A 22,675-nucleotide genomic window follows, 5' to 3' on the forward strand; every position below is an offset into this window, starting at 1 on the left:
GCTAACACGTAGCGGGATGACGATTGTCAGGGTGTCATCCCAGTGCGTGACACTGGTTCACTCTATAATGGCAGCGCCCCTATGGTGTCATCCCAGTGCCCAGACTACTTGGATCCAGAAAAAAGAATGGTGTCATCCGAGTAGCTGACACTGGGATCCAGAAGACTTAATTTCAACCAAGTGGCTGCATAATAAAGGCTAGATCCCAGTGTCACGCACTGGGATGACAAGGTATAAACCTTATCGTCACGCCGCCACGAACCGTCATACCGCGATTCATTCGCGGTATCTCAGCCGCTAACAAGAGATCCCGCTAACACGTAGCGGGATGACGAGGTTATCGTCATACCGCCGCGAACCGTCATACCGCGATTCATTCGCGGTATCTCTAGATCCCGCTAACAAGCAGCGGGATGACAACAATCCTACGTCATGCCGCGGTATCTCTTAGCCGCTAACACGTAGCGGGATGACGATTGTCAGGCCAGCGCCCCTATAATGTCATCCGAGTAGCCGACACTGGGATCCAGATTGGATACTGAGTTGGTGAGTATAAAAGTATAGCTTCTACGTCATACCGCCGCGAACCGTCATACCGTGATTTATTCACGGTATCTCACATAGATCCCGCTAACAAGCAGCGGGATGACAGCAATCCTACGTCATGCCGCGGTATCTCTTAGCCGCTAACACGTAGCGGGATGACGATTGTCAGGGTGTCATTCCAGCGCTTGAAGGTGGAATCTAGTTTCACTTTATTATGGTGTCATCCGAGTAGCCGACACTGGGATCCAGATTGGATACTGAGTTGGTGAGTATAAAAGTATAGCTTCTACGTCATACCGCCGCGAACCGTCATACCGTGATTTATTCACGGTATCTCACATAGATCCCGCTAACAAGCAGCGGGATGACAACAATCCTACGTCATGCCGCGGTATCTCTTAGCCGCTAACAAGCAGCGGGATGACGAATTACTTAACCATCATCTACACCGTCATACCGCGATTCATTCGCGGTATCTCTTAACATAGATCCCCTACTATACCTTAACATAGATCCCGCTAACAAGCAGCGGGATGACGAGCTTATCGTCACGCCGCCGCGAACCGTCATACCGCGATTCATTCGCGGTATCTCAAAGCATAGATCCCGCTAACACGTAGCGGGATGACGATTGTCGGTGAACTTAAGTTACTTTAGCCATAAATATTTAAGAAATTTACCAAACGAAAAAAAGGCAAAAGAAGCCCCGAGTAGCGAGTTTTGACTCTATATTACTGTAAGTGGCGCTGTAATAATGTGCTGACGCTTAGTTTAAGCGCGGTTTGGCTGAATGTAGAAAAAATTTAAAAGACATGCAGCCGCTATAATTTTATGTAATCCGCCAAAAAATACCCTGAGTTTTTTACTGAATTTTGTCATTGAGCCTGCAGGTCAAAAACAAGTTTTGAGTCATAAATACCCTTAATACTATAATAAGGGCGCTGGAGGAGTTTGTCAAGGAAGTTTTTTCGTTTCTATGAGCTACTTGGATGACGAGAAAGGAGCACTTACATATTTATGGCAACCTCATTACCTACGCTCAAAAAGTTTTTCAATATCACTGAGTTTCATTTCTATATAAGTTGGTCTTCCGTGGTTGCATTGCCCGGAATATGGGGTTTTTTCCATTTGTCTAAGCAGCACATTCATTTCTTCTAATCTCATTTTTCTACCCGCTCTAATTGATCCATAACAAGCGATAGTGGCCAATATTTTGTTCACTTTATCTTCTACTGGCAATGTATCTTCTATTTCCGTTAATCTATCGACTATATTAATTAGCATCTCTTTCACATCTATTGCTCCCAAAATTGCAGGGATTTCTTTTACTATCACTTTATTTTCTGGTTTGATCTCAATATCAAAACCCATTTCAAATAACTTATCTTTATAGATTTCAATCATCTCCATTCCGGCTTGATTTTTGATTTCAACCGTTTCAGGAAGAAGTAGTTTTTGTCTTTTTACACTTGATTTTTGTTTTAAGCATTCATATACTAGCCTTTCGTGGGCTGCATGCTGGTCGACTATAATCAATTTGTCTCTTACCTCGGCAATAATGTAAGTATTATAGACCTGACAGCGTGCAAACCCGAGCGGGTGGCTCTCTATCAAATCAACTTGCTCTAACACCTTTTTTTCTAGAACCATAGTCTCCGCTTGTGATGGAAATTTCTGTATGCCGGTATAATCAAACGATTTTGACTGTTCTGATAAGCCTTTTGCTTTTTCATTTGGAGAAGCAAATTCTTTTATTAGTTGATTTTTAAAAGGACTTGGTCTTTTTTCATAAAATTCTTTTTGAACATTAGGTTTATCAAAAGGATCCGGCAATGTTGAATCCATTTTCTGGTCATGCGCTGGAAAAGTGCCTATCCTTCTTGACAATGCTTTAATTAATCCTCTTGTCATTATCTCATATATGAGCTTCTTATTCTGAAACCTTACTTCTGACTTATTTGGATGCACATTTACATCTACTTGATCATAAGGTATCTCTAAATGTAACGCTGCAAAAGGATACCTATCGCTTGGAATAAAATCATGATATGCATACCTAACTGCGCCAATAAGTAAATTATCTTTAATTGGCCTTCCATTAACAAACGTATAGATCTGAGTGGACTTACCACGATTGACGGTCGGCTTACAGATGTGTCCCGTAAGTTTAATGCCGTCTTCTTCTTCATTGATCTCCAAAGAATTGCCCTGAAATTCTTCTTCTACTTCACACAATCTATGAAATAACGAAGTCTGCTTAGCGTATTTTAAGAGCTTTTTATTACCTGAAGTGAGAGTAAACCCTATATGATAGTTAATCATTGCTAGGTTGTTTACAATATCAACAATGCTTTGAGTTTCTGCTCTTTCAGTTTTTAGAAATTTTAGTCTATTTGGAGTGGCAAAAAATAAATCTCGTACTTCAATATGTGTGCCTTGTGATAAAGAGTAAGGAGTTTGCTCCCCTATTTTCTCTCCACCCTCATAACTTATAGACCATGCTTCATTTGCTTCTCTTGCCTTAGACGATAATTTTATCCTACTTACTGCTGCTATTGAAGGCAGAGCTTCTCCTCTAAAGCCAAGATGCTTGATTTCTATCAACTCATTGTCGCTCAATTTTGAAGTAGCATGGCGCATAAACGCAAGTTCTAAATCGTTTTTTTCTACTCCGTTACCATCATCTGTCACAATAATAAGGTTACGCCCACCACTTTCTATTTTAATCTCTATTTCTAAACTTCCAGCATCTATTGCATTTTCCACTAATTCCTTTACTACACTTGCTGGCCTTTCTATCACCTCCCCCGCTGCTATACGGTTTATGGTTTTTGTGTCTAAAAGAATTATTGCCATAGATTTATTATGAAACTGGTTTTTCTTTTACTTCTTTGGTCTGCTTCTCTCTCCACTTTTTTAACCTACCTGCAATTTCACTGTTAGAAATTGACAATATAGATACGGCGGTAATGGCAGCATTATGTGCTCCATTTTCCCCTATAGACATGGTTGCAACTGGAACACCCTTTGGCATTTGAACTATAGAGAGTAGGCTGTCCAGCCCATTTAATTGTTTACTATGCACAGGAACGCCGATAACTGGTAAACAAGTTAGTGACGCAACCATACCAGGTAAATGAGCTGCACCTCCTGCACCAGCTATAATAACCTTAAAACCTTCTTCTTGTGCAGATTTAGCAAAATTGAAGAGCCTTTCTGGTGTTCTATGTGCAGATATTATGAATATATCATGTGAAACTTCTAATGCTTTTAACATATCAACAGTATGGACCATAGTGGTGTAATCTGACTCACTTCCCATAATAACAGCAACATCTTTTTTTATTTTTGTCATATTCAACACAATTTTACTTACTAACTAAATAATGTTCCAGCTAAAAAGCAACAAATATTTAAATTATATTATAAATATAATATATAGAATTCTCGTTAAAATAGAAATTTTAAAAATTTAAATAAATATTTATATTAAGATATAGAGATATAAACTTCTTATGTAAGATAAATTTATAAAATAATTATTTTTGTATTTCAAGCTTTGTAATCTTAGCTTGTTCTTTCTATAAATGGTTTTTTCAGATAGGCTGATGGTAAAATGGTAATTTAAAATTACTAGAAATTTGATAAAAATATTAATATATAATCAACTTAAAGTTTTAAATATTGATATCATATAATTATTGACAAGTTACATGATATTAATATCTTGGTATATTAAATATTATGTTATAATATTTAATAAAGTTAATTGATATGTGAGTGTAAGAATTATGGAAATAATATCGTTAAATAACTTAGACAGTGCAGGAATAAAAACAAAGTTGCTTTATATAATAAATAAAATTATAGAAAAAAATGCTTGGACTCAGGCTTTTGCAGCTGAGAAACTTGGTATTGATCAGCCAAAGGTATCGCAAATTAAAAATGGTAAAATAGATGGTTTTTCTTTAGAGCGATTGTTAGGATTTCTAAAAAAACTTGATCATGAGATAACAATCACGATGACAGAAAGCCAAGAAATAAAATCTGAGGCAGAAAAAGTAAAACATGAAGTTGAATCGCAATAGATACAAAGTTGACAACTTGTTTTTTGTGATATAGTATAAAACTTATTAAGGTAGTATCTTATGGCTGAGTCTATTGTAGAAAAGTGTATAGAACGGGTAAGTAACCGTTTCAAATTGGTTCTGTTGGCAAGTCAAAGAACACATGATTTAAATACAGGGGCAAGTAATCCAATTCAAGCAGCTAAGTTTAAAGGTCATAAAAATACCATAGTTTCCTTACATGAAATAGCAGGAAAACAGGTGGATACTCATGAGCTGTTTAGCCTTTTGGTAGGTAGATGCAAGGAATACATGAAAGGAAATATGAATAATGTTTACAGCAGTAATACAAGTAAGCTAGCGAATTTATTAAATTTTTCTGATAACACAGATCTTGATGCAAGTCAAGAAAGCCAAGATTATGAAGTGGATGGTGAAATAGATGATGAAATAAATGATCAAGATGGCGATGAAGAAGTATCCGTTTAGAAATCTACTGAAGTCACATAGTCTTTAAATGATTTGCATTGCTATCTATACACTGTTGTTCTGTATGAGTGTAATGTTGTGTTGCATAGTGTCTAAGTCAAATGATGTGTACAATAAGGTTTTAGCGTTCAATAATTTCTCAACGCAAGTAGTTGTACTTATAACAGCAATATCAATCATTCTGAATAATTTTTTTTTAATTGATATAGCATTGTTGTATGCTAGCGTTAGCTTTATATCAACTATAGCACTAATGAGATTAATGTTGTTTTGATAATTTATGATAGGATCCATTTTCATATTTTTAGGTATTTGTTTGATAATTATTTCAAATATAGGGGTGATCAGATTTCCTGATTTCTATACTAGGTTACATGCAGCAGGTATTACAGATTCTAGCGGTGCAACGTTATTGTTAATTGGTTTTGCTTTGCAGAATGGATTTTCAATCAATACTGTTAAAATAGTATTATTAATTTTTATAATATGGGTAGCTAACTCAACTAATAGCTATATTTTAGCGCGCACTCATTATAAAGTTAAGAAAAAAACTGTTAAAGAAGGCTAAGGTGTTAGAAATATTAAATGTAGTGTTACTTTTGTTGTTACTAACAGTTACGGTTTTTATAGTTTTCTCGCGACATTTAGTCGTAAGTGCTGTTCTAATGTGTGTATTTAGTTCACTGATTGCGCTTATATACTTAATTATGAATGCACCTGATGTTGCAATTACTGAAGCTTCTGTTGGTGCGGGGCTCAGTACAGTTTTTACGTTTGCAGCACTCTCCTTGATAAAGAATCATAAAGTAAATCTATCTCATAACCCTATAACGCTTTTTTTTATGTTATTTCTGGCTGTATGTTTGTCATATTTTATGATTCAATTGCCAGATTTTGGCAGCCACAATGCTCCGATCCACTTGCATGTTGCTCCTTATTATGTGGAAAATACCGAAAAAGCTACCGGTATTCCTAATATAGTGACAGCTATTTTGGCAAGCTTTCGTGGTTATGACACGTTTGGAGAAACTATAGTAGTTTTTACTGCTGCGCTTTGTATAACGTTGATATTAAAAGAAGAAAAAGAAAATGATTAAAGATCCGATATTAAATGCAGTAACATTTTTGATGATACCTTTTATCATTTTATTTGGTTTATACATACAATTTCACGGTGATTACACTCCGGGTGGAGGTTTTCAAGCAGGAATAATTATTGCCTCCGGGATAATATTATATTCAATGCTATTTGGTGTATCTACAACTCTAAAAGCAATACCTTATTCTGTGATTAGATTGACTAACGTGTTAGGTATTTTAATTTATGGAGGAACGGGCGTTGCAACAACTTTACTTGGCCAAAATTTTTTATCTTATGATATCTTGTTAACCAATAATAGAACCGGTCAAAAATTAGGTATTTTTTTGGTGGAATTAGGTGTAGCATTTACTGTCTGCTCCTCTATGTTAATTATATATATAAATTTTGCTCGTAGGAAAAAACAATGACTTTATATAATTATACGATTATTATTGTATTAATGGTGCTAGGTTTATATATTATTATAAACGATAAGAATTTAATCAAGAAAATGATAGGGGTAAGCGTCTTCCAAGCATCTGTTTTGTTATTTTACATATCTCTAGGATATATAAAAAGTTCCTTGCCTCCTATATTGGTTTCAAATTTTTATTCATATAGCAATCCTATACCCCATGTTTTAATGCTTACTGCTATAGTGGTTGGAATTGCAACATTTTCAGTTGGATTATCCATAGCAGTAAAAATGGAAGAAAAGTATGGAACAATTGATTAAGACAAGTGTACATAAATTAACAGTATCTTAAACTATATGAAGTAACAAATAGCCACAAGTTAAAAGTAAAATTATAGACTTGCTCGTTGTAAGTTTGTTTGTTAATAAGAAATAAAATTATAAACTATAAAGGTAATGATGTCAACTATTAATGATGCAGAAGATAAGAAAAAAATTATCAAAGATCTGGTAACTAAGAGTATAAAAAAGGGTGGTTTTATCACCTTTGATGATATAAATGATAAATTATCAGATGAAAATTTTTCGTCTGACTTTATAGATGATGCTATATCTTTATTGCAGGATTCCGGAATTAATGTGCTTGAAAGTAGCGAAGATGAAGAAGATATTCCTTCCAACAGTGATGATAGTAAACTTGATGATGATGACACATCGCCAAATGTTACTGCAACTTTAGTACAAAATGATGATCCAGTGAGGATTTATTTACAAGACATGAGCTCCGTAAAGCTTTTATCAAGGGCAGATGAAATCGAGATAGCAAAAAAAATTGAATCTGAAAACCATAACATGTTACGTGCAATAATTGAAACATCAGTAACATTAAAGGTGATAAAAGTATGGCGTGATGATTTAAGTAATGGATCTCTCTTACTGAGAGAAATTATAGATCTGGATGCAATTTATAACTCTGATTTTAATGTGGTACCCAAAGAAGAAAGTGAAGAGAGTGAAGAAAGTGCTGAAGATGTTGAGGATTCTGAGGATGTTTCTGAAGATGCTGAGTACTGTAGTGATGATGAGAAAGATAGTAAAAAAAGTGATGATGAGAAAGACGGTAATAATGAAGATATAAGTTCAGTCAATTTAAATGTTTCTATTCTTGAAATGGAAAGTGACTTATTGCCAAAGGTCATAGTTGCATTGGATGAGATAATTACTTTAACAAATGAAGCGTTGATATTAAGAAAAAATTCTAAAAATTTCTCTAATGAGCTAGAAAATTTGTATAATCAAATATGGTCTATAGCATTACAAATTAAGTTAAGTGATGCTGCTGTTGCCAGAATTACACAAGAACTTTATAAGATAAATAGATCCATTACGCTTGAAGAGGCTAATCTTATTGCTGAGGCTAGAAAATACGATATCGATAGAGAAAGTTTCTATAAAGTTTATGATGACGTGCTTTTAAAGCACGAATTGAAAAAGATAAGTCTTTTAAAGATCAATGAAAATCAGTCCTCTTTTACAGGTGAATTAAAAAACAAATTTTTAAGGTTTATAGACGATAACTCTGAACATATAGCTAGTACCTTGAACGGTATTAAGCAGCATATACAGGAAGATAACGTACAAGAATTTAAGGAGCTAATCAAGAGAATACAAAAACACGAACGAGAAGTCTCTGAAGCAAAGCAAGAAATGATTAAGGCTAACTTAAGGCTAGTAGTTTCCATTGCTAAGAAGTATTCAAAAAGAGGCCTTGATCTGCTTGATTTGATACAAGAAGGCAATATTGGTCTTATGAAGGCCGTGGATAAGTTTGATTACAAACGTGGATATAAATTTTCAACTTATGGCACTTGGTGGGTAAGACAATCAATCACTAGAGCAATACCTGAGCAGTCTAAAGTAGTTAGAATACCAGTTCATATGGTGGAAATTATCAGTAAAATCAACAGAGCATTAAGAAAGATGACTCATGAGATGGGAAGAGAGCCGACGTTAGAGGAATTGAGTGTAGAACTGACAATGCCACTGGAAAGAATACGCAAAGTTATGAAAATAGCAAGGGATCCAGTAAGTCTTGAAGCTCCAACAGGAAAAGATGATAGTAGTACCTTTGGTGATTGTATAGAAGACAAGCGAGTCTCCAGGCCAGAGGATGCTGCAATACTTGCTGACTTGCGTGGCATTACAACCAATGTTCTTGCAACTTTAACACCAAAGGAAGAAAGAATTTTAAGAATGCGTTTTGGCCTTGGTAAAGATGGGAAGGAACATACCTTAGAAGAAGTAGGAAAAATTTTTAATGTAACACGTGAGAGGATTAGGCAAATAGAGGCAAAAGCACTGCGCAAGTTGAAACATCCAAGCCGTGCTAGAAAACTTAGAGGGTTCTTTTAAGTATACGTGTCAAGTTAAGAAGAAGCTGATTTTGCCCGGAAAAAGTGGAGAGCAAGTTAGGCCAAAGTTGTATAATTTCACCGCTATTTTTCTTTTTCTATGAATCTAATGAAACAACATGCTAATCTACGGTAAATATTATGACAAACAAAAATGACAATTCTAATTCAAAGTATAGAAATTTTTATGTTCTGGGTGATAGCTTATCCGATAATGGCGCAATCATTGGAATTTTAAATAATTTATCCTTTGCAAAAAGCGTAAAATTTGATGATCCTTTTTATCAAGGAAGATCTTTTAGCAATGGCCCTACTGCTGTTGAATATATAGCAAAATATTTAGATTTAGATGAATTTAAACCTGGGTGGAGTTATTCATTTTTTGGGAGATGCCACGAACAGCAAGGTCAGAATTACGCAGTTTCATATGCAACAGCATCTGAAATTTTTGACCCTATTTTTTCTTATTTCTTCAATAAATTTCGTTTAGCTAACCAGCTAGATGCGGTAATTAAACATCATCCAGATATAGGTAAAGAAGATTTATTTTGCATCATAATCGGCGGAAATGATGTTATGGTTGCCACTGCTTATGACGATACTAAAGCGGAAGAAGTGTTGGAACAAGCAGTGAGTGAAATATGTAATGCACTTAAGGTTCTAAATGAACATGGTGTTAAGCATGTAGTTGTTGCAAATGCACCTGAAGTTGGCTCAATACCAGCTTTTAATAGAGATGAAGAAGCAAGGGAACTAGCTACAAAGCTCACGGAGAGTTTCAATGCAAAACTGGCTAAAGGCTTAGATTATATGAAGAAAAGTACAAATCTTGAAATAAAAGCATTTGATCTTAACTCTAAAATGAGAAGTATGTTTAGCGAATACAAGAGCAAAGGTTTAAATTGTCAAGATGCATGCACATCGAACATTGCAGACCAAGTTGGGAGATTTAAAGAAAATATAAAAATACTCTTAAAGTTGATATTTAAAGGGGAACTTGACGTTCACTATAACCCTGGGTGTAGCAAAGAAACACTAAAGGATTATTTCTTTTTTGATTATTTCCATCCAACTGCGGAACTTCATCATGAAGTTGGTAATGAAGTGTATGAGTTGATTTGACACAGTTTTTTGAACATATCCTTTTAAATAGTAACCAGACTGCATTCTGTGATTTTTAGCAAAACACGATCTTTCATTTGAGCTTTCTTCAATTTAAAATAAATACAGAAAATTGCTGCCTATAGCTAAACTGACTTAGATTTACCGATAATTTGAAAAACCGTCATCCCGCTACTATATAGTTATTGATATATATTTTCTTTTAAGCTCTTGGTTTTGATCGATAAATGTAATCATTTCATCTTCTAAAGTTTTAATTTGATTACGTAAAATTGCAAGAAGTTCCTCTATTTGTTTGATTATAGATGTATCAGTTACCTGTTGGATTTGGGTTTTTTGTATTTTTGCTATTTCTACAAGTTGGTTTCTACGAGATAATTTTTGTTTCAAGCAATCAATATTACCATTACTAACTGTTAAAGGAGTAACACGCATATCTGTATTATTAATATAACGTGAGATGATACTGCAGTCTATTTTATCAGTTTTTGTAGTAATACCACCAAGGCTTTTAGCATAGTCTCTCCCACCTTGGTTGAATGACGTACACCTCAAAACCATTGCTTAGTAAAGTATAGGCACATAATTTTTCGTATCCACCAGTTGCCTCAAGACCAATTTTGGTTACATTATGCAAACGTAAAAAGTCCAGCATTTCATCAATGGATTGTACATTGTTTTCAAATATTTTATAATGCTCAAGTGGGTGAATGTGGAGATCTAATTTACTTTTGCTAACATCAATGCCAGCAATAATGTTTGATGAATTCATAATTCCTCCGTAATAATAACATATACTGCATTTTCCAGCCTTATATACGAGCCTAAAAGCTCAATCAGTTGTTCGGAACTTTCAGTATAATAAACCAGAGAAGAGAACCTTGCTGAACAACGATTCTTATAATCAAGGGGCGTGACGATTCCTCTTCTCTGTGTGTCTTTAATCTCACTACTTTGATATTTATAAAGACTTGTTCTTAACATATAAGGGAAGTGTCCTCTAGGTGAGATTGTGGAGCATTCGTTGCAGCATTTGGCTGTTCAATTACGCTAGTTGATTCTTTAGGTATACTATTTCCTTCAAAATTTCCATCTTTTTATTATGTTCTCTTTAGCATTTTGAGAGTGAATTATTCTAGTTTTGATATTTAAACGTTTTGTATCTGCTGTAATGATTTCACTTCCAGTTTGCTATTCTTTACATATTGAATTGCAAGCACTAACGCTTTACTTCCGGAAGCTGTGGTGCTGTAAGCTATATTTTGCAAAATAGCAGTTCTCCTGATATCTTTGCTGTCTGAGACTGACTTTACACCTTTTGAAGTATTAATCACTAGATTTATTTTTCCATCTTTGAGCATATCAACTATGTGGGGTCTGCCTTCTCTTACTTTATTTACAGCTTGTGCAGCAATGCCGTTATTGTTCAGATACGAAGCTGTGCCTTTGGTGGCATATATTTCAAAACTCAGTTCTTTCAACATTCGTGCAACTGGCAATATATACTTTTTATCATCATCTTTTACTGAAACCAGAGCTGTTCCTTCTGTTGGTAACTTGTATCCTGCAGCCATGTGCGTTTTTGCAAGTGCAGCTTCAAATGATGAGTCAATTCCCATCACTTCTCCTGTTGATTTCATTTCAGGACCAAGTAAAGTATCAACTCCTGCAAAGCGGGTAAATGGAAAAACAGCAGCTTTAACTGCAAAATGATTGAAAGGCTTGTTTTCCTGATTCAATTTTTTACCCAAAATAACCTGAGTGGCAAGCTTTGCAATAGGAATATTGATTACCTTGGAAATAAAAGGAACGGTTCGACTAGCCCTTAAATTCACTTCAAGTATGTATACATCACTAGACCTCTTGCATAACTCGATTTCTGAAGGCAATTTTGTCGTCAAAGCTTGTCTGCGCTCCTCAAATACATTCGAGTATTCTGTGGTGCTCATCTGCACTTTTCCTAAAGATTTCTCATCACAAACAGGTTCTGCAAGAGGTCTATTCTCTTGAACAGCAAACTGAATGTTTATCAGACCTTTCACTTTTAATGCTAATGCTATTCTCTCAGTTTGGAGCTCGATCTCTTTTATTACTTCGTCACTCAATGTATTTGTCGGTATTGAGCATGTTGAATCACCAGAGTGGATACCAGCTTCTTCAATATGCTCCATGACCGCTGCAATGAAAACTTTTTCCCCATCACATACAGCATCAACGTCAACCTCAACTGCATTGACTAAAAATTTATCAAGAAGCAGCGAACCATGCTCAAAGATTTTAGTTTGATCTAAGACGTACTCTTTAAAGCTCTGAGTATCGTGTCTAATCGACATAGACTGACCGCCGAGGACATATGATGGCCTGACTACTAGTGGAAACCCCACCTTTTCTGCGTTGGTTAACGCTTCTTCTACTGAATGGCAGATAGAATTTTCAGGTTGTTTTAAATTAAGTTGCAAAGCAAGGTTTTTAAACCTCATGCGATCTTCTGCAAGGTCAATAGAATCAAATGAAGTTCCCAGAATTTTGAAACCTCTCTCGTTAAGCACTTTGGCTAACTTTAAAGGTGTTTGACCGCCTATTTGAACTATTACACCAACCAGTGTGCCATTTTCTTGCTCTTTACTTAGTATTTCAAGCACATCCTCTGCAATGAGTGGTGCAAAATATAAACGATCAGCGGTATCGTAGTCAGTTGAGACAGTTTCGGGATTACAGTTGATCATTATTGTTTCATACCCCATTTCTTTGGCGGCAGAAGCTGCATGTACGCATGCATAATCAAACTCAATACCTTGACCAATGCGATTTGGACCACTTCCTAAAATGACAACCTTTTCTCGGTCAGAAATATTCGCCTCACATTCCGTTTTATTTTCAACATCACCCTCATAGCAGCCATACATATAAGCAGTGCTCGATTCAAATTCAGCTGCACAGGTGTCTACGCGTTTATAAACTTGTTTAATGCCAAATTTTTTTCTTATTTCTTCGATTTGTTTTACTCGATCTCCAGCGTGTAACGCTGGCTGGATCCCAGTGTCACGCACTGGGATGACATTAGAGGGTACTGGAATGACAGAGGTAGGTCTATTACTTAACTTTGCTAATCTTGCATCTGAAAATCCCATTTTTTTCAGCTCTAACATTTCGTACGCAGTTCCAGGAAATCCATTTTCCTTGATTTTTTGTTCAGTTAATATAATTTGCTGTATATTTTGCAGAAACCATAAGTCATATCCTGTAATCGAATTTATTTCTTCTATGCTAATTCCGTGGCGCATTGCGTCAGCAGCAATCAGTAATCTGTTTGGTAGCAATTTTGCTAATTGAGATTTTATGTGATCAATATCAATGTTCTCAGGAAATACTTCATCAAGTCCTGTAAAATCAGTTTCAAGTGAACGGAAAGCTTTCTGTAGTGACTCATTAAAAGTGCGGCCTATAGACATCACTTCTCCCACTGATTTCATGGAGGTTGATAATTCACAATTCGTCCCCTTAAATTTCTCAAACTCAAATCGAGGAATTTTAGTGACGATATAATCAATCACTGGTTCGAATGCTGCTGGTATTATTGGAGCACAGTCGTTACGTATTTCGTCGAGCGAATAGCCAATAGCAAGTTTAGTTACAACTTTTGCAATAGGATAGCCTGTTGCTTTCGAAGCAAGTGCAGAAGAGCGAGAAACCCTTGGATTCATCTCAATCACAACGAGGCTTCCATCTTCTTTAGGATTCACTGCAAATTGAACATTTGCACCACCGGCACTAACATCAATTTCTCTCAGCACTGCTATAGATGCATTTCTCATCTGTTGGTATTCTACGTCACGCAGAGTCAAAGCAGGAGCAACCGTAATACTATCTCCGGTGTGCACTCCCATCGGATCAACATTTTCTATCGAACAGACTATTATGCAGTTATCTTTACAATCGCGGATAACTTCCATTTCATACTCTTTCCAGCCGATAATTGATTCATCTATCTGAACTTCATTTATTGGCGAAATTTTGAGAGCACTTTCTGCGATATTGAAAAACTCCTCTTTATTATATGCTATGCCACTACCTGCACCACCAAGAGTGAATGATGAACGAATGATTGCTGGTAATCCAACGTAATCCAAAGCCTTTTTTATTTGTTCTTGATTTTTTATAATGATACTTTTGGGGTATTTCAGTCCTATTCTATCCATGGACTGACGGAATAACTCTCTATCCTCTGCTTTTTTTATTGCTTCTCTATTTACCCCTATTAATTCTACGTTGTATTTGTCTAACACTCCATCATCTGCAAGTTTTATTGCACAATTGAGCGCTGTTTGCCCGCCCATTGTTGGCAATATTGCGTCTGGCCTCTCCTTAATTATAATTTTCTCTATGATTTCAGGCAGTACCGGCTCAATATACGTCGCATCAGAAAACTCAGGATCTGTCATTATAGTTGCGGGGTTGGAGTTAACCAAAATGACTTTATAACCTTCGCTTTTTAATACTTTACAGCTTTGCGTTCCGGAATAATCAAACTCGCATGCCTGACCTATAACTATTGGGCCTGCTCCTATTACTAATATAGATTCTATATCTGTGCGTTTCGGCATAATTACAATAACGGTCTCTATTCAAGTAATGTTACCAATCTTTCCTGTATATGTGAATTTTTATTAAACCTATTAGCTAATTACTTTTAGGCTTGACGCATAACTGTACGAACATTGCAATTTGCGTGGCAGATTCCAGTGCTTGACACACAGCTGTACAAACATTCATTTTTGAAGGTAAATTGCACAGCAAATGATGTCATTCAAGTAGCTGACACTGGTTCCTTTATGACGGCAGTGCCCAGAGGTGTCATCCCAGTCTGGGATCCAGAAAACTTAACTTTAAATAAGTGGCTGCATAATAAAGACTAGATTCCAGACTGGAATGACACCATAGAGGCACTGGGATGACATCCTTCCTAGTGGAGATTACTCTCAAATCACAATGTTCATACAATTGTGGGCTTAACGGTATCTTTGCAGATACTATGGTAATTTATTCGGGAGATTTGCTGAGCGGTAAGATTTTTCCTGATATGCTGCAGTCTTCAGAAGCTAATTCCACAAATTTATCTGTTAGTTTATCAGGTGACACCAATTCAGATCCAGGAAATGCCTGCTCACTACCCACAGGTCCTTCCGTGTATACAGCATTTACACATAATTTTGTATGTTTTGTCTCAGATGCATATATCTGCACCATTATTTCTAGTGCAACTTTACTTGCAGCATACGGCATCCAATATGGATAAGAGGAAGGAGAAAGTGTCACTTCTGAGGTCATGAATATCGCTCTTCCAGCATTAGACTTTTTTAGCATTGGATCTAAGTTTTTTAGTAAGTACCAATTGGCAGTAAAATTTGTATTCATTACGTTCTGTAGCTCTTCAATCTCACAGTCATGAATGGGGTTCAGTTTGCCTAAAATTCCAGCACACGCAACTAATATATCAAGTGCTCCAGATTCTGATAATTTCAGGCTTTCTATCATGTTTGTCAGTATCTTTACATTCTCAAAGTCTAAAAGATCAAGCTGAATTAGTTTCACAGAGCCTTCTTTAAATTCTTCAAGCTCTTCAATTTCATTATATAGTGGCTTGAGATTATCAAGAGATCTTGAAATCAGAATCACACATGCACCTTCTCTTATAAACCTTTTTGCAACAGCAGAGCCTACTCCACCTGAAGCTCCGGTGATTAAAGCTACTTTACCTTCTAACTTACCCATTTCTTTCTCCTTAGCGAGATTCATTGAAATATTTTAGCTGAAAATTGAATTTTGCTCCATATATAAAAATCAAACTTAGCATATAAAAAAATAGTAATGACACTACCACACCACCTAAACTTCCATATATCAAATCCAGTTGGTCAAAGGAAGCTTTTAAGTATTGCTTAAAAGCTGAAGCAGAAATCGTCCAAAGAATAACAGCTACACAAGATCCAGGAAATACGTCTGATAAATTTTGTTTTATGTTTGGCAACATAAAATATAGCCAAGAGACTACTGTGAAAAGTACAAATTCAATAAGTAAATACCTAGTATAACTTAGTCCCTGATAGGAAAAATCAATTAGCATTGGTACTAGTGTAGAAAACACTATAGTTAGAGTTATAATAAGCGTGATTACTAAAAATTGTAATATACTTAGTACTCTTCTTAATATATAAGGCGGCAAAACCGGAACTTTATAGGCCTTATTGAGTATTGTTCTAAGCCCTTCAATTGTCGATGAAGCGGTCCAAACAGCACCTACAATTGCTAAAGTTAGTAAGCTTTGCGGCGGGCCTGATATTATCTCCCTAATACGCGGCATCAAAGATGATAAAATATCCTGTGGCATGTTATCAATGATAAATACCCAGCCAATGTTGTACTGGTCTAAAAAATTTGCAAATGTTGACGCCACAGCCATTAAAACGATGAGAAAAGGAAATATTGATAACAGAATTAAAAATGATAAATACCCTGCATGCTCCACTCCATCATTATAAATTGTGTCAATCAAAGCACGATAAAGACAATAAACGATGCTGTAAAATTTCTGTGGCACTGTAATATAAACGAACCAAGAAAAGTATTCTAAATGAAATAAAGGATACTTTTAAGCAAAAAAATCCTCACCATTTACTTAAATTTAATCAAAATGGTAGATAATCCAGCATTAAATAGAAATTATCGGAGGCATAATGAAAAATTTTCTTCTACTTGTGGCATTAATTCTCTCCTTTGCATTTGATGCAAATGCTCCTCCTACTACTTTTGTTGATACAAATGATACAACATCATCGGTGATATGCAAGATAATAGGCTATACTCATGGCATAGGTGGACCAATGATCACAATAGTGATAATAGGTGCAGCGTTGCTTGCAATATTCGGCAGAATGCCGTGGCCAGCGCTTTTTGCACTCGGTGCATTTACTGCTGTGTTTTTTGGCGCTCCTGTAGTCGTTTCAAAAATAACACCAGGAGGTGTGATTTGTCAAAACGGTGCAGTAGCGAATAAGCCATAGAAATTATTGGAGGCATAATGAAAAATTTTCTTCTACTAGTGGCGTTAATTCTCTCCTTTGCGTTTGATGCAAATGCTAATACTAGTGGTGGCACCACCAACACCGTTTTTGTTGATGAAAGTGATATAACATCATCAGTGATATGCAAGATAATAGGCTATACTCACGGCATAGGTGGGCCGATGATCACAATAGTGATAATAGGTGCAGCTTTGCTTGCGATATTTGGCAGAATGCCATGGCCAGCGCTTTTTGCACTCGGTGCATTTACTGCTGTGTTTTTTGGCGCTCCTGTAGTCGTTTCAAAAATAACACCAGGAGGTGTGATTTGTGAAGACGGTGCAGTAGTGAATAATCCATAGAAATTATAGAAGGCGTAAACGTAGTTTTCTTTACTTGAAAGTGGTAAGTTTTACCACTTTCAGTGTCTATAACTACCTAATAAATTCTCTTTCTGTAATCATATCAGTTAAAGTCTGGATTCCAGCGCCACGCGCTAGAATGACAAGGCTGATCGTCATGTCACCGCGAACCGTCATACCGCGATTCATTCGCGGTATCTCAGCCGCTAACAAGTAGCGGGATGACGGTTGTCGTTTAGCCATAAATATTTAAGAAATTTACCAAACGAAAAAAAAGGCAAAAGAAGCCCTGGTCATTGTCTATTTTCAGTATTGGCGTTTTTTAAGTCTTAAACACTGCAATTTAGCTGCTTTTGAATGCAACTCACCTTAGTTTGAATGTTTAAGAAATTTACTAAGCAGAAAAAAAGGCAAAAGAAACCCCGTGTTAGCTAGTTGTCACTCTCTAATCCTGCAAAATCGGCGTACTATACTGTCTTAAACGACTTATAAGCGCGTTTCAGCTTATATAGGTAAAAACCCAGAAATGTTGTGAAGACATAAGGTGCACATAGTGCAAAAAATTAAAAATAAGACGCCAACTACGTTGTTTTCTTGCTGTTTAATCTGCACAGATGAAGATAACTGAATACCTTCAGTATCATGATAAGGGGGCTGGCGAGGTTTGTCAAGGAAGTTTTGCATTTAATTCATTTGATAATTCAAAAAACTTGAAAGAATAAAGATAGCTATTGAAATTATCTTGATTTACATCAGTTATCCAAGTTTGACATTGAATACTTAACACTTCCTCCATTAACGCCTTTCTGTAATGTTTATCCAGATGAGACATTATATCATCAAGTAGAAGAAGTGGTGCCTTATTGTAATGAATACACCTTGCTTTTACACTGGATAAAATAATAGAAAGCAGTAATAACTTTTGTTCTCCAGTGGAGCACAGATTTATTGGTACGTTTCTTTTTTGACAAAAAACCCGAAAATTATCGTTATGCACACCAAAGGTTACTCTACCAGTCAATGAATCTTTTTCTCTGTTTTCCTTTAGACGATTCTGAAAATATTCTGCAGTATCGTCCAAAGTTAGCTGGCTGCTGAATTTCAAACTTGCCTTCGGAAAAAACTCACTGGAATGGTTATCAATTGTGTCTTGTAGTGTCTTTAAAACAGACGATCGCATACGTAAAATACTAACTGCATTAACGGCCATTATGTTTTCAAGACTAGAGAGCCAATTTTCGTCCAAGGTGTTCTCTCTCAACAGTTTACTTCGCTCACGTTTAGCTTTTCTGTGTTTCATGTAGCAGCAAGTGTAATTTTCCTCAAACAGTGAGACTATACGGTCTAAAAATTTTAATCTGTCACTTGGAGAATTAAGAAGAACATAGTCCATTTGTGGAATCAGCCATATTACATTGGATATCTCATACAAAGATGAATAACTCGATTGCGTTTTTCCATCAATTTGTATTAGTTTCTTATCAAAACTCTTTGCGATACCAATTGAATTAAAATCCATTCCATTAAAAAAATCATAGTGCACTACCCAATCTTCATTACTGAATCTATTTTGTATCTCACTGGCTTTTGCTTTTTTCATTCCATTGCTTTTAGCAAGCAACGAGATTGCTTCAAGTATATTAGTTTTACCAATACCGTTTTTGCCAGTTATTACAACTGAGCTATCATCTGAATCCAGTTCAAAGTTTGAGTGGCTACGAAAATTATGTAATTTCAGCTTTTTTATGTAGCAATGGGTAGCCATTAACCTATTCTTTAGTTTATATTCTCTTTACTTCTTCCAGAACCTCATCAACATGTCCACTAACTTTTACATTTTTCCAGATCTTCACTATTTTACCTTTTTTATCTATTAAAAAAGTAGTGCGTTCTATTCCCATATACTTTTTGCCAAACATACTTTTCTCTACCCAAACACCATATTTTCCCAACATTTCAGCATTCTCATCAGAAACTAAAGAAAACGGCAGAGAATATTTTGCTTTGAAGTTAGTGTGACACTTAACACTATCTTTTGATACACCAATTATCACTGTGTCAAGGAAAGAAAAATCATCTATTTTATCTCTAAAGCCTTTTGCCTCCATTGTACAACCCGGAGTATCGTCTTTAGGATAAAAATAAAGAACTACATTTTTTTTATCAAAAAATTCACTCAGTGATAAATTTTCACCAGAATCTGCTGGCAAGCTAAAATCGGGTGCATTATTTCCTACTGCTAATTCCATACCTTGCTCCATTAATAACACTTCCATCTATAGTAGTATATTGTAGTCAGAGTATCAAATTTTATATATAGCTAACAGATAAGATTCTTGATGGGGGCTTATTGATGAATTTCTGCCTACCTTCTCGGCTTGCCGCTCTTGATAAAGTGTGGTTTTCGTCTGATGTAAGGCCATATCAAATAGATCCTATTAAAAATCAATCGAATCTTCACATGTTTGTTCTTCATAAAAGAAGTTCAATGTTATCGTAGTACCAAGTTTTGCTTCACTTTTAATGTCAAAAGTTCCACCCATTAACTCTACTAATTTCTTGCTTAGCGGCAATCCGATGCCCGTACCTTCGTTTCTATACCCCGAATCTGCTTGGCCAAAAACAGACATAACTTTATATATGTCCTGCTGCATTATTCCTATTCCATTGTCATGAAACTCAATAGTTAATAAGTTTTTTTCTATATTTTCTTTTATCACCATTCTTATTAAACCATCTTTGGGAGTAAACTTGATTGAGTTTGATAATAAATTTATTATAACTTGTTTCATTCTCTTGGGATCTGCAATGACTAATAATTGTTTATTAGTCATCTCTTTTTTTAAATTAATCCCGGCTTCTTTTAATTTAGGCAATAGCATATTTACACATGAATCTATTATTTTGTTCAGGTTAAACTTCACTTTTTCTACTGTTAAACTACTTGATTCAGCTTTTGAAAAATCTAACACATCATTAATTAAGGCAAGTAAGTGTGTCCCTGCATTATATATATCGTCTGCATACTCCTTGTATTGAGAGTTATCCATTGAACCTAAAGTTTCATTTTTGATCAACTCTGCAAATCCAATAATAGCATTAAGAGGTGTGCGTAATTCATGTGTAACGCTTGCAAAAAACTTTAGCTTGTTTGCATTTTCTTGCTCTAATGTCTCTTTTATCTGCTGTAATTCAATGTTAGTTTTATGTTGCTTGGCTAGCATTTGGGTATTAGAAAAGTGCAAATAGAACATTATTAATATTAAGATTATTAATAATAGGCCCAAAAATGTTAAAAACAGGCCATATGCTATAACATAAGAATTATTGTAGTTTCGAAGAATCTTCAAAAAAAACGACGGTTTAACGCTATTTTCATGGAATATAGGGAAAATAGAAGTTAATGTATTTCCTGTAGTATAAAATATTTCTTGGTTACTTAATAGTTTATCAATTTCATCGTTTGTAAGTAACTGTTCATAATCATAATCTTGAGTGTTAAAATTACTGAATATTATTCTGCCGTTTTGATCATACAGTATTAAGCTGAAATCCTTTACTTTGCTCACTGATTGTAATAATTCAGCACGTAGTTTTACTAGTTGGTTTATGTAGTCAAAATTTTTGTATTTAATGTGATGCTTTTCTATTAGTAAATAATGGTATTTTTTTATTATGCCATTTTCCAGTACGCTTTTTAAGTTTACACTTGAATCACGGTAAGAAGAAAGGAAATTACTCCTTAGTAAATGATTACAATATATCACACTGAATAAAATCATAAAGATCGATGAGAGTAATACAATAACTTTTGTGTATTTGTTTTTCTTCAACGCAGAAAACATCAATTTACCTAGCTTATACATATCCTTCTTATTGTGAAACAACGGTTTTTATGTTATTAATAATAAAATTTAGCATATAATATTTTATGACAATTTCTCCTATTTTGCCAGTTTATTCTCCTGTTAATATAAATTTTTCTCATGGCAAAGGTATCTACCTATATGATGTTGATGGTGAGCGCTACGTAGATTTTCACTCCGGAATAGCCGTTAGTAGCTTAGGTCACACTAATTCGCGATTAATTAGTGCTCTTAAATTGCAAGGAGAAAAATTATGGCATATATCAAATACCTATAATATACCTGCTGCCAATAATTTTGCAGAAAAATTAATAAACAATAGTTTCGCTGACACTGTATTTTTCTCAAATTCTGGATCAGAGGCAGTAGAATGTGGACTTAAGATTGCTAGGATCTATCAAAATGGAAAAGGCAATAAAAATCGTCACAGAATTTTAACATTTCATGGTGCATTTCATGGAAGAACCTTTTTAACTTGTGCTACAAACGATAAACAGAAATTTTCTGAATTACTAAATCCCTACATTGATTGGTGTGATAACATCGAGCCCAATATTGAGAGCGTAAAGAAAGCAATTTCAAGTGGTATAGGCGTTATATTAATAGAACCAATACAAGGGCAAGGTGGTATCAAAGTAATGAATGAAGTCTTTATGAAAGAACTAAGAAGGCTGTGTGATGAAAATGACATATTGTTATTTTTTGATTGCGTACAATGCGGTGCTGGTAGGACAGGAAAATTATTCGCATACGAACATATAGGAGTGGAACCTGATATATGTGCTCTTGCAAAGGGAATAGGCGGGGGGTTTCCGCTGGGGGCTTGTCTTGCAACTGAAAATGCTGCTAAATATATGGCGGTCGGTATGCACGGTTCCACTTTTGGTGGCAATCCGCTTGCAACCTCAGTAGGTAATGCTGTGCTCGAAGAATTGCTCAGCCCCGGCTTTTTGAAAAATGTTGAAATTAGAGGTAAATACTTAAAAAATAAACTAGAAGACTTAGCAAGTAAATTTCCAATAATAGAGGAAGTAAGAGGGAAAGGGTTAATGCTTGGAATAAAAGTGAAAGCAGACAATCAAAAGTTTGCAGAAGAGTTAAGTCATCGCGGCTTGCTTACTGTTGGGGTAACATCAGATAACGTTGTGAGAATTTTACCTCCACTCATTATCACTGAAAAAGAGATTGATGAAGGCATCGAGATTTTGACTCAATATTTATCTGAGAAATCTTCTGATTAGATACTTGCATTAAT

The 22,675-nt window shown here is 35.4% G+C and carries 23 protein-coding genes; 13 read left to right on the forward strand and 10 right to left on the reverse strand.

Annotated elements, in window-relative coordinates:
- Positions 1-1,575 precede the first annotated feature (1,575 nt).
- Both mutL and purE read right to left on the reverse strand, forming a co-directional pair.
- Positions 1,576-3,402 carry a DNA mismatch repair endonuclease MutL gene (gene mutL, locus ACQH2O_RS01995; RefSeq protein ID WP_138265030.1) on the reverse strand — a complete coding sequence of 609 codons (1,827 nt, stop codon included), beginning with the start codon at positions 3,400-3,402 and terminating at the stop codon, positions 1,576-1,578.
- Positions 3,403-3,409: 7 nt separating this feature from the next.
- Positions 3,410-3,901, reverse strand: coding sequence for a 5-(carboxyamino)imidazole ribonucleotide mutase (gene purE, locus ACQH2O_RS02000; protein WP_179943748.1), 492 nt, complete (start codon positions 3,899-3,901; stop codon positions 3,410-3,412).
- A gap of 436 nt (positions 3,902-4,337) precedes the next feature.
- Between purE and ACQH2O_RS02005 the strand changes: the two genes are divergently transcribed.
- From ACQH2O_RS02005 to ACQH2O_RS02045, 9 genes are all read left to right on the forward strand, one after another.
- Positions 4,338-4,634, forward strand: a complete 297-nt coding sequence (locus tag ACQH2O_RS02005; RefSeq protein WP_010081926.1) for a helix-turn-helix domain-containing protein — start codon at positions 4,338-4,340, stop codon at positions 4,632-4,634.
- A 60-nt stretch (positions 4,635-4,694) separates the two neighbouring features.
- Positions 4,695-5,102 (forward strand): DNA-directed RNA polymerase subunit omega, encoded by a 408-nt coding sequence (rpoZ, locus tag ACQH2O_RS02010; protein ID WP_007548528.1) that lies wholly within the window; start codon positions 4,695-4,697, stop codon positions 5,100-5,102.
- A 28-nt stretch (positions 5,103-5,130) separates the two neighbouring features.
- The gene (locus tag ACQH2O_RS02015) at positions 5,131-5,376 is read left to right on the forward strand and encodes a monovalent cation/H+ antiporter complex subunit F (protein ID WP_007548527.1); all 246 of its coding nucleotides are present in this window, start codon (positions 5,131-5,133) and stop codon (positions 5,374-5,376) included.
- A 6-nt stretch (positions 5,377-5,382) separates the two neighbouring features.
- A complete protein-coding gene (gene mnhG, locus ACQH2O_RS02020) occupies positions 5,383-5,670 on the forward strand; it encodes a monovalent cation/H(+) antiporter subunit G (RefSeq protein ID WP_006279703.1) in 288 nt (95 codons plus the stop codon).
- Between the two features lies 1 nt (position 5,671).
- A complete protein-coding gene (locus ACQH2O_RS02025; RefSeq protein WP_015589497.1) occupies positions 5,672-6,199 on the forward strand; it encodes a DUF4040 domain-containing protein in 528 nt (175 codons plus the stop codon).
- The gene (locus ACQH2O_RS02030; RefSeq protein WP_006279705.1) at positions 6,192-6,611 is read left to right on the forward strand and encodes a Na(+)/H(+) antiporter subunit B; all 420 of its coding nucleotides are present in this window, start codon (positions 6,192-6,194) and stop codon (positions 6,609-6,611) included. The genes ACQH2O_RS02025 and ACQH2O_RS02030 overlap by 8 nt, the downstream gene beginning before the upstream one ends.
- A complete protein-coding gene (locus ACQH2O_RS02035; RefSeq protein ID WP_006279706.1) occupies positions 6,608-6,919 on the forward strand; it encodes a cation:proton antiporter subunit C in 312 nt (103 codons plus the stop codon). The genes ACQH2O_RS02030 and ACQH2O_RS02035 overlap by 4 nt, the downstream gene beginning before the upstream one ends.
- A 138-nt stretch (positions 6,920-7,057) precedes the next feature.
- Complete coding sequence (gene rpoD / locus ACQH2O_RS02040; RefSeq protein ID WP_425385249.1) at positions 7,058-9,010, forward strand: RNA polymerase sigma factor RpoD; 1,953 nt, start codon at positions 7,058-7,060, stop codon at positions 9,008-9,010.
- 140 nt (positions 9,011-9,150) lie between these two features.
- Complete coding sequence (locus ACQH2O_RS02045; RefSeq protein WP_010082050.1) at positions 9,151-10,131, forward strand: SGNH/GDSL hydrolase family protein; 981 nt, start codon at positions 9,151-9,153, stop codon at positions 10,129-10,131.
- 174 nt (positions 10,132-10,305) lie between these two features.
- Here the strand turns inward: ACQH2O_RS02045 and ACQH2O_RS02050 are convergent, their stop codons facing one another.
- The 3 genes from ACQH2O_RS02050 to carB all read right to left on the reverse strand — a co-directional run bounded on the left by ACQH2O_RS02050 (position 10,306) and on the right by carB (position 14,735).
- The gene (locus ACQH2O_RS02050; RefSeq protein ID WP_425385250.1) at positions 10,306-10,692 is read right to left on the reverse strand and encodes a hypothetical protein; all 387 of its coding nucleotides are present in this window, start codon (positions 10,690-10,692) and stop codon (positions 10,306-10,308) included.
- Entirely contained in the window at positions 10,643-10,903 is a 261-nt protein-coding gene (locus ACQH2O_RS02055) for an IS110 family transposase (RefSeq protein ID WP_010082049.1), read from the reverse strand. The genes ACQH2O_RS02050 and ACQH2O_RS02055 overlap by 50 nt, the downstream gene beginning before the upstream one ends.
- Positions 10,904-11,279: 376 nt before the next feature.
- On the reverse strand, positions 11,280-14,735 hold the full coding sequence (gene carB / locus ACQH2O_RS02060; RefSeq protein ID WP_138265033.1) for a carbamoyl-phosphate synthase large subunit: 3,456 nt from the start codon (positions 14,733-14,735) through the stop codon (positions 11,280-11,282).
- A 138-nt stretch (positions 14,736-14,873) separates the two neighbouring features.
- On the opposite strand from carB, the gene ACQH2O_RS02065 reads away from it, so the two are divergent.
- Positions 14,874-15,047 carry a hypothetical protein gene (locus ACQH2O_RS02065; RefSeq protein WP_167471214.1) on the forward strand — a complete coding sequence of 58 codons (174 nt, stop codon included), beginning with the start codon at positions 14,874-14,876 and terminating at the stop codon, positions 15,045-15,047.
- A gap of 124 nt (positions 15,048-15,171) precedes the next feature.
- On the opposite strand, the gene ACQH2O_RS02070 is transcribed toward ACQH2O_RS02065, so the two are convergent.
- The gene (locus ACQH2O_RS02070; RefSeq protein ID WP_022626173.1) at positions 15,172-15,927 is read right to left on the reverse strand and encodes an SDR family oxidoreductase; all 756 of its coding nucleotides are present in this window, start codon (positions 15,925-15,927) and stop codon (positions 15,172-15,174) included.
- Positions 15,914-16,729, reverse strand: coding sequence for a YihY/virulence factor BrkB family protein (locus tag ACQH2O_RS02075; protein ID WP_274979346.1), 816 nt, complete (start codon positions 16,727-16,729; stop codon positions 15,914-15,916). The genes ACQH2O_RS02070 and ACQH2O_RS02075 overlap by 14 nt, the downstream gene beginning before the upstream one ends.
- A gap of 136 nt (positions 16,730-16,865) precedes the next feature.
- Between ACQH2O_RS02075 and ACQH2O_RS02080 the strand changes: the two genes are divergently transcribed.
- Together ACQH2O_RS02080 and ACQH2O_RS02085 are read left to right on the forward strand one after the other, a co-directional pair.
- Positions 16,866-17,192, forward strand: coding sequence for a TrbC/VirB2 family protein (locus ACQH2O_RS02080; protein ID WP_010081966.1), 327 nt, complete (start codon positions 16,866-16,868; stop codon positions 17,190-17,192).
- A 17-nt stretch (positions 17,193-17,209) separates the two neighbouring features.
- Positions 17,210-17,554, forward strand: coding sequence for a TrbC/VirB2 family protein (locus ACQH2O_RS02085; protein ID WP_038198436.1), 345 nt, complete (start codon positions 17,210-17,212; stop codon positions 17,552-17,554).
- Between the two features lie 667 nt (positions 17,555-18,221).
- On the opposite strand, the gene recF is transcribed toward ACQH2O_RS02085, so the two are convergent.
- From recF to ACQH2O_RS02100, 3 genes are all read right to left on the reverse strand, one after another.
- Positions 18,222-19,319, reverse strand: a complete 1,098-nt coding sequence (gene recF / locus ACQH2O_RS02090; RefSeq protein WP_425385251.1) for a DNA replication/repair protein RecF — start codon at positions 19,317-19,319, stop codon at positions 18,222-18,224.
- 16 nt (positions 19,320-19,335) lie between these two features.
- Entirely contained in the window at positions 19,336-19,803 is a 468-nt protein-coding gene (gene bcp, locus ACQH2O_RS02095) for a thioredoxin-dependent thiol peroxidase (RefSeq protein ID WP_010963157.1), read from the reverse strand.
- Between the two features lie 189 nt (positions 19,804-19,992).
- Positions 19,993-21,420: a sensor histidine kinase gene (locus ACQH2O_RS02100; RefSeq protein WP_038198431.1), complete on the reverse strand. Its 1,428-nt coding sequence runs from the start codon at positions 21,418-21,420 to the stop codon at positions 19,993-19,995.
- A 65-nt stretch (positions 21,421-21,485) separates the two neighbouring features.
- On the opposite strand from ACQH2O_RS02100, the gene ACQH2O_RS02105 reads away from it, so the two are divergent.
- Positions 21,486-22,661 carry an aspartate aminotransferase family protein gene (locus ACQH2O_RS02105; RefSeq protein WP_010963155.1) on the forward strand — a complete coding sequence of 392 codons (1,176 nt, stop codon included), beginning with the start codon at positions 21,486-21,488 and terminating at the stop codon, positions 22,659-22,661.
- Positions 22,662-22,675 lie beyond the last annotated feature (14 nt).

This window comes from Wolbachia endosymbiont (group B) of Schoenobius gigantella (assembly GCF_964031005.1).
Taxonomy (GTDB): domain Bacteria; phylum Pseudomonadota; class Alphaproteobacteria; order Rickettsiales; family Anaplasmataceae; genus Wolbachia; species Wolbachia pipientis.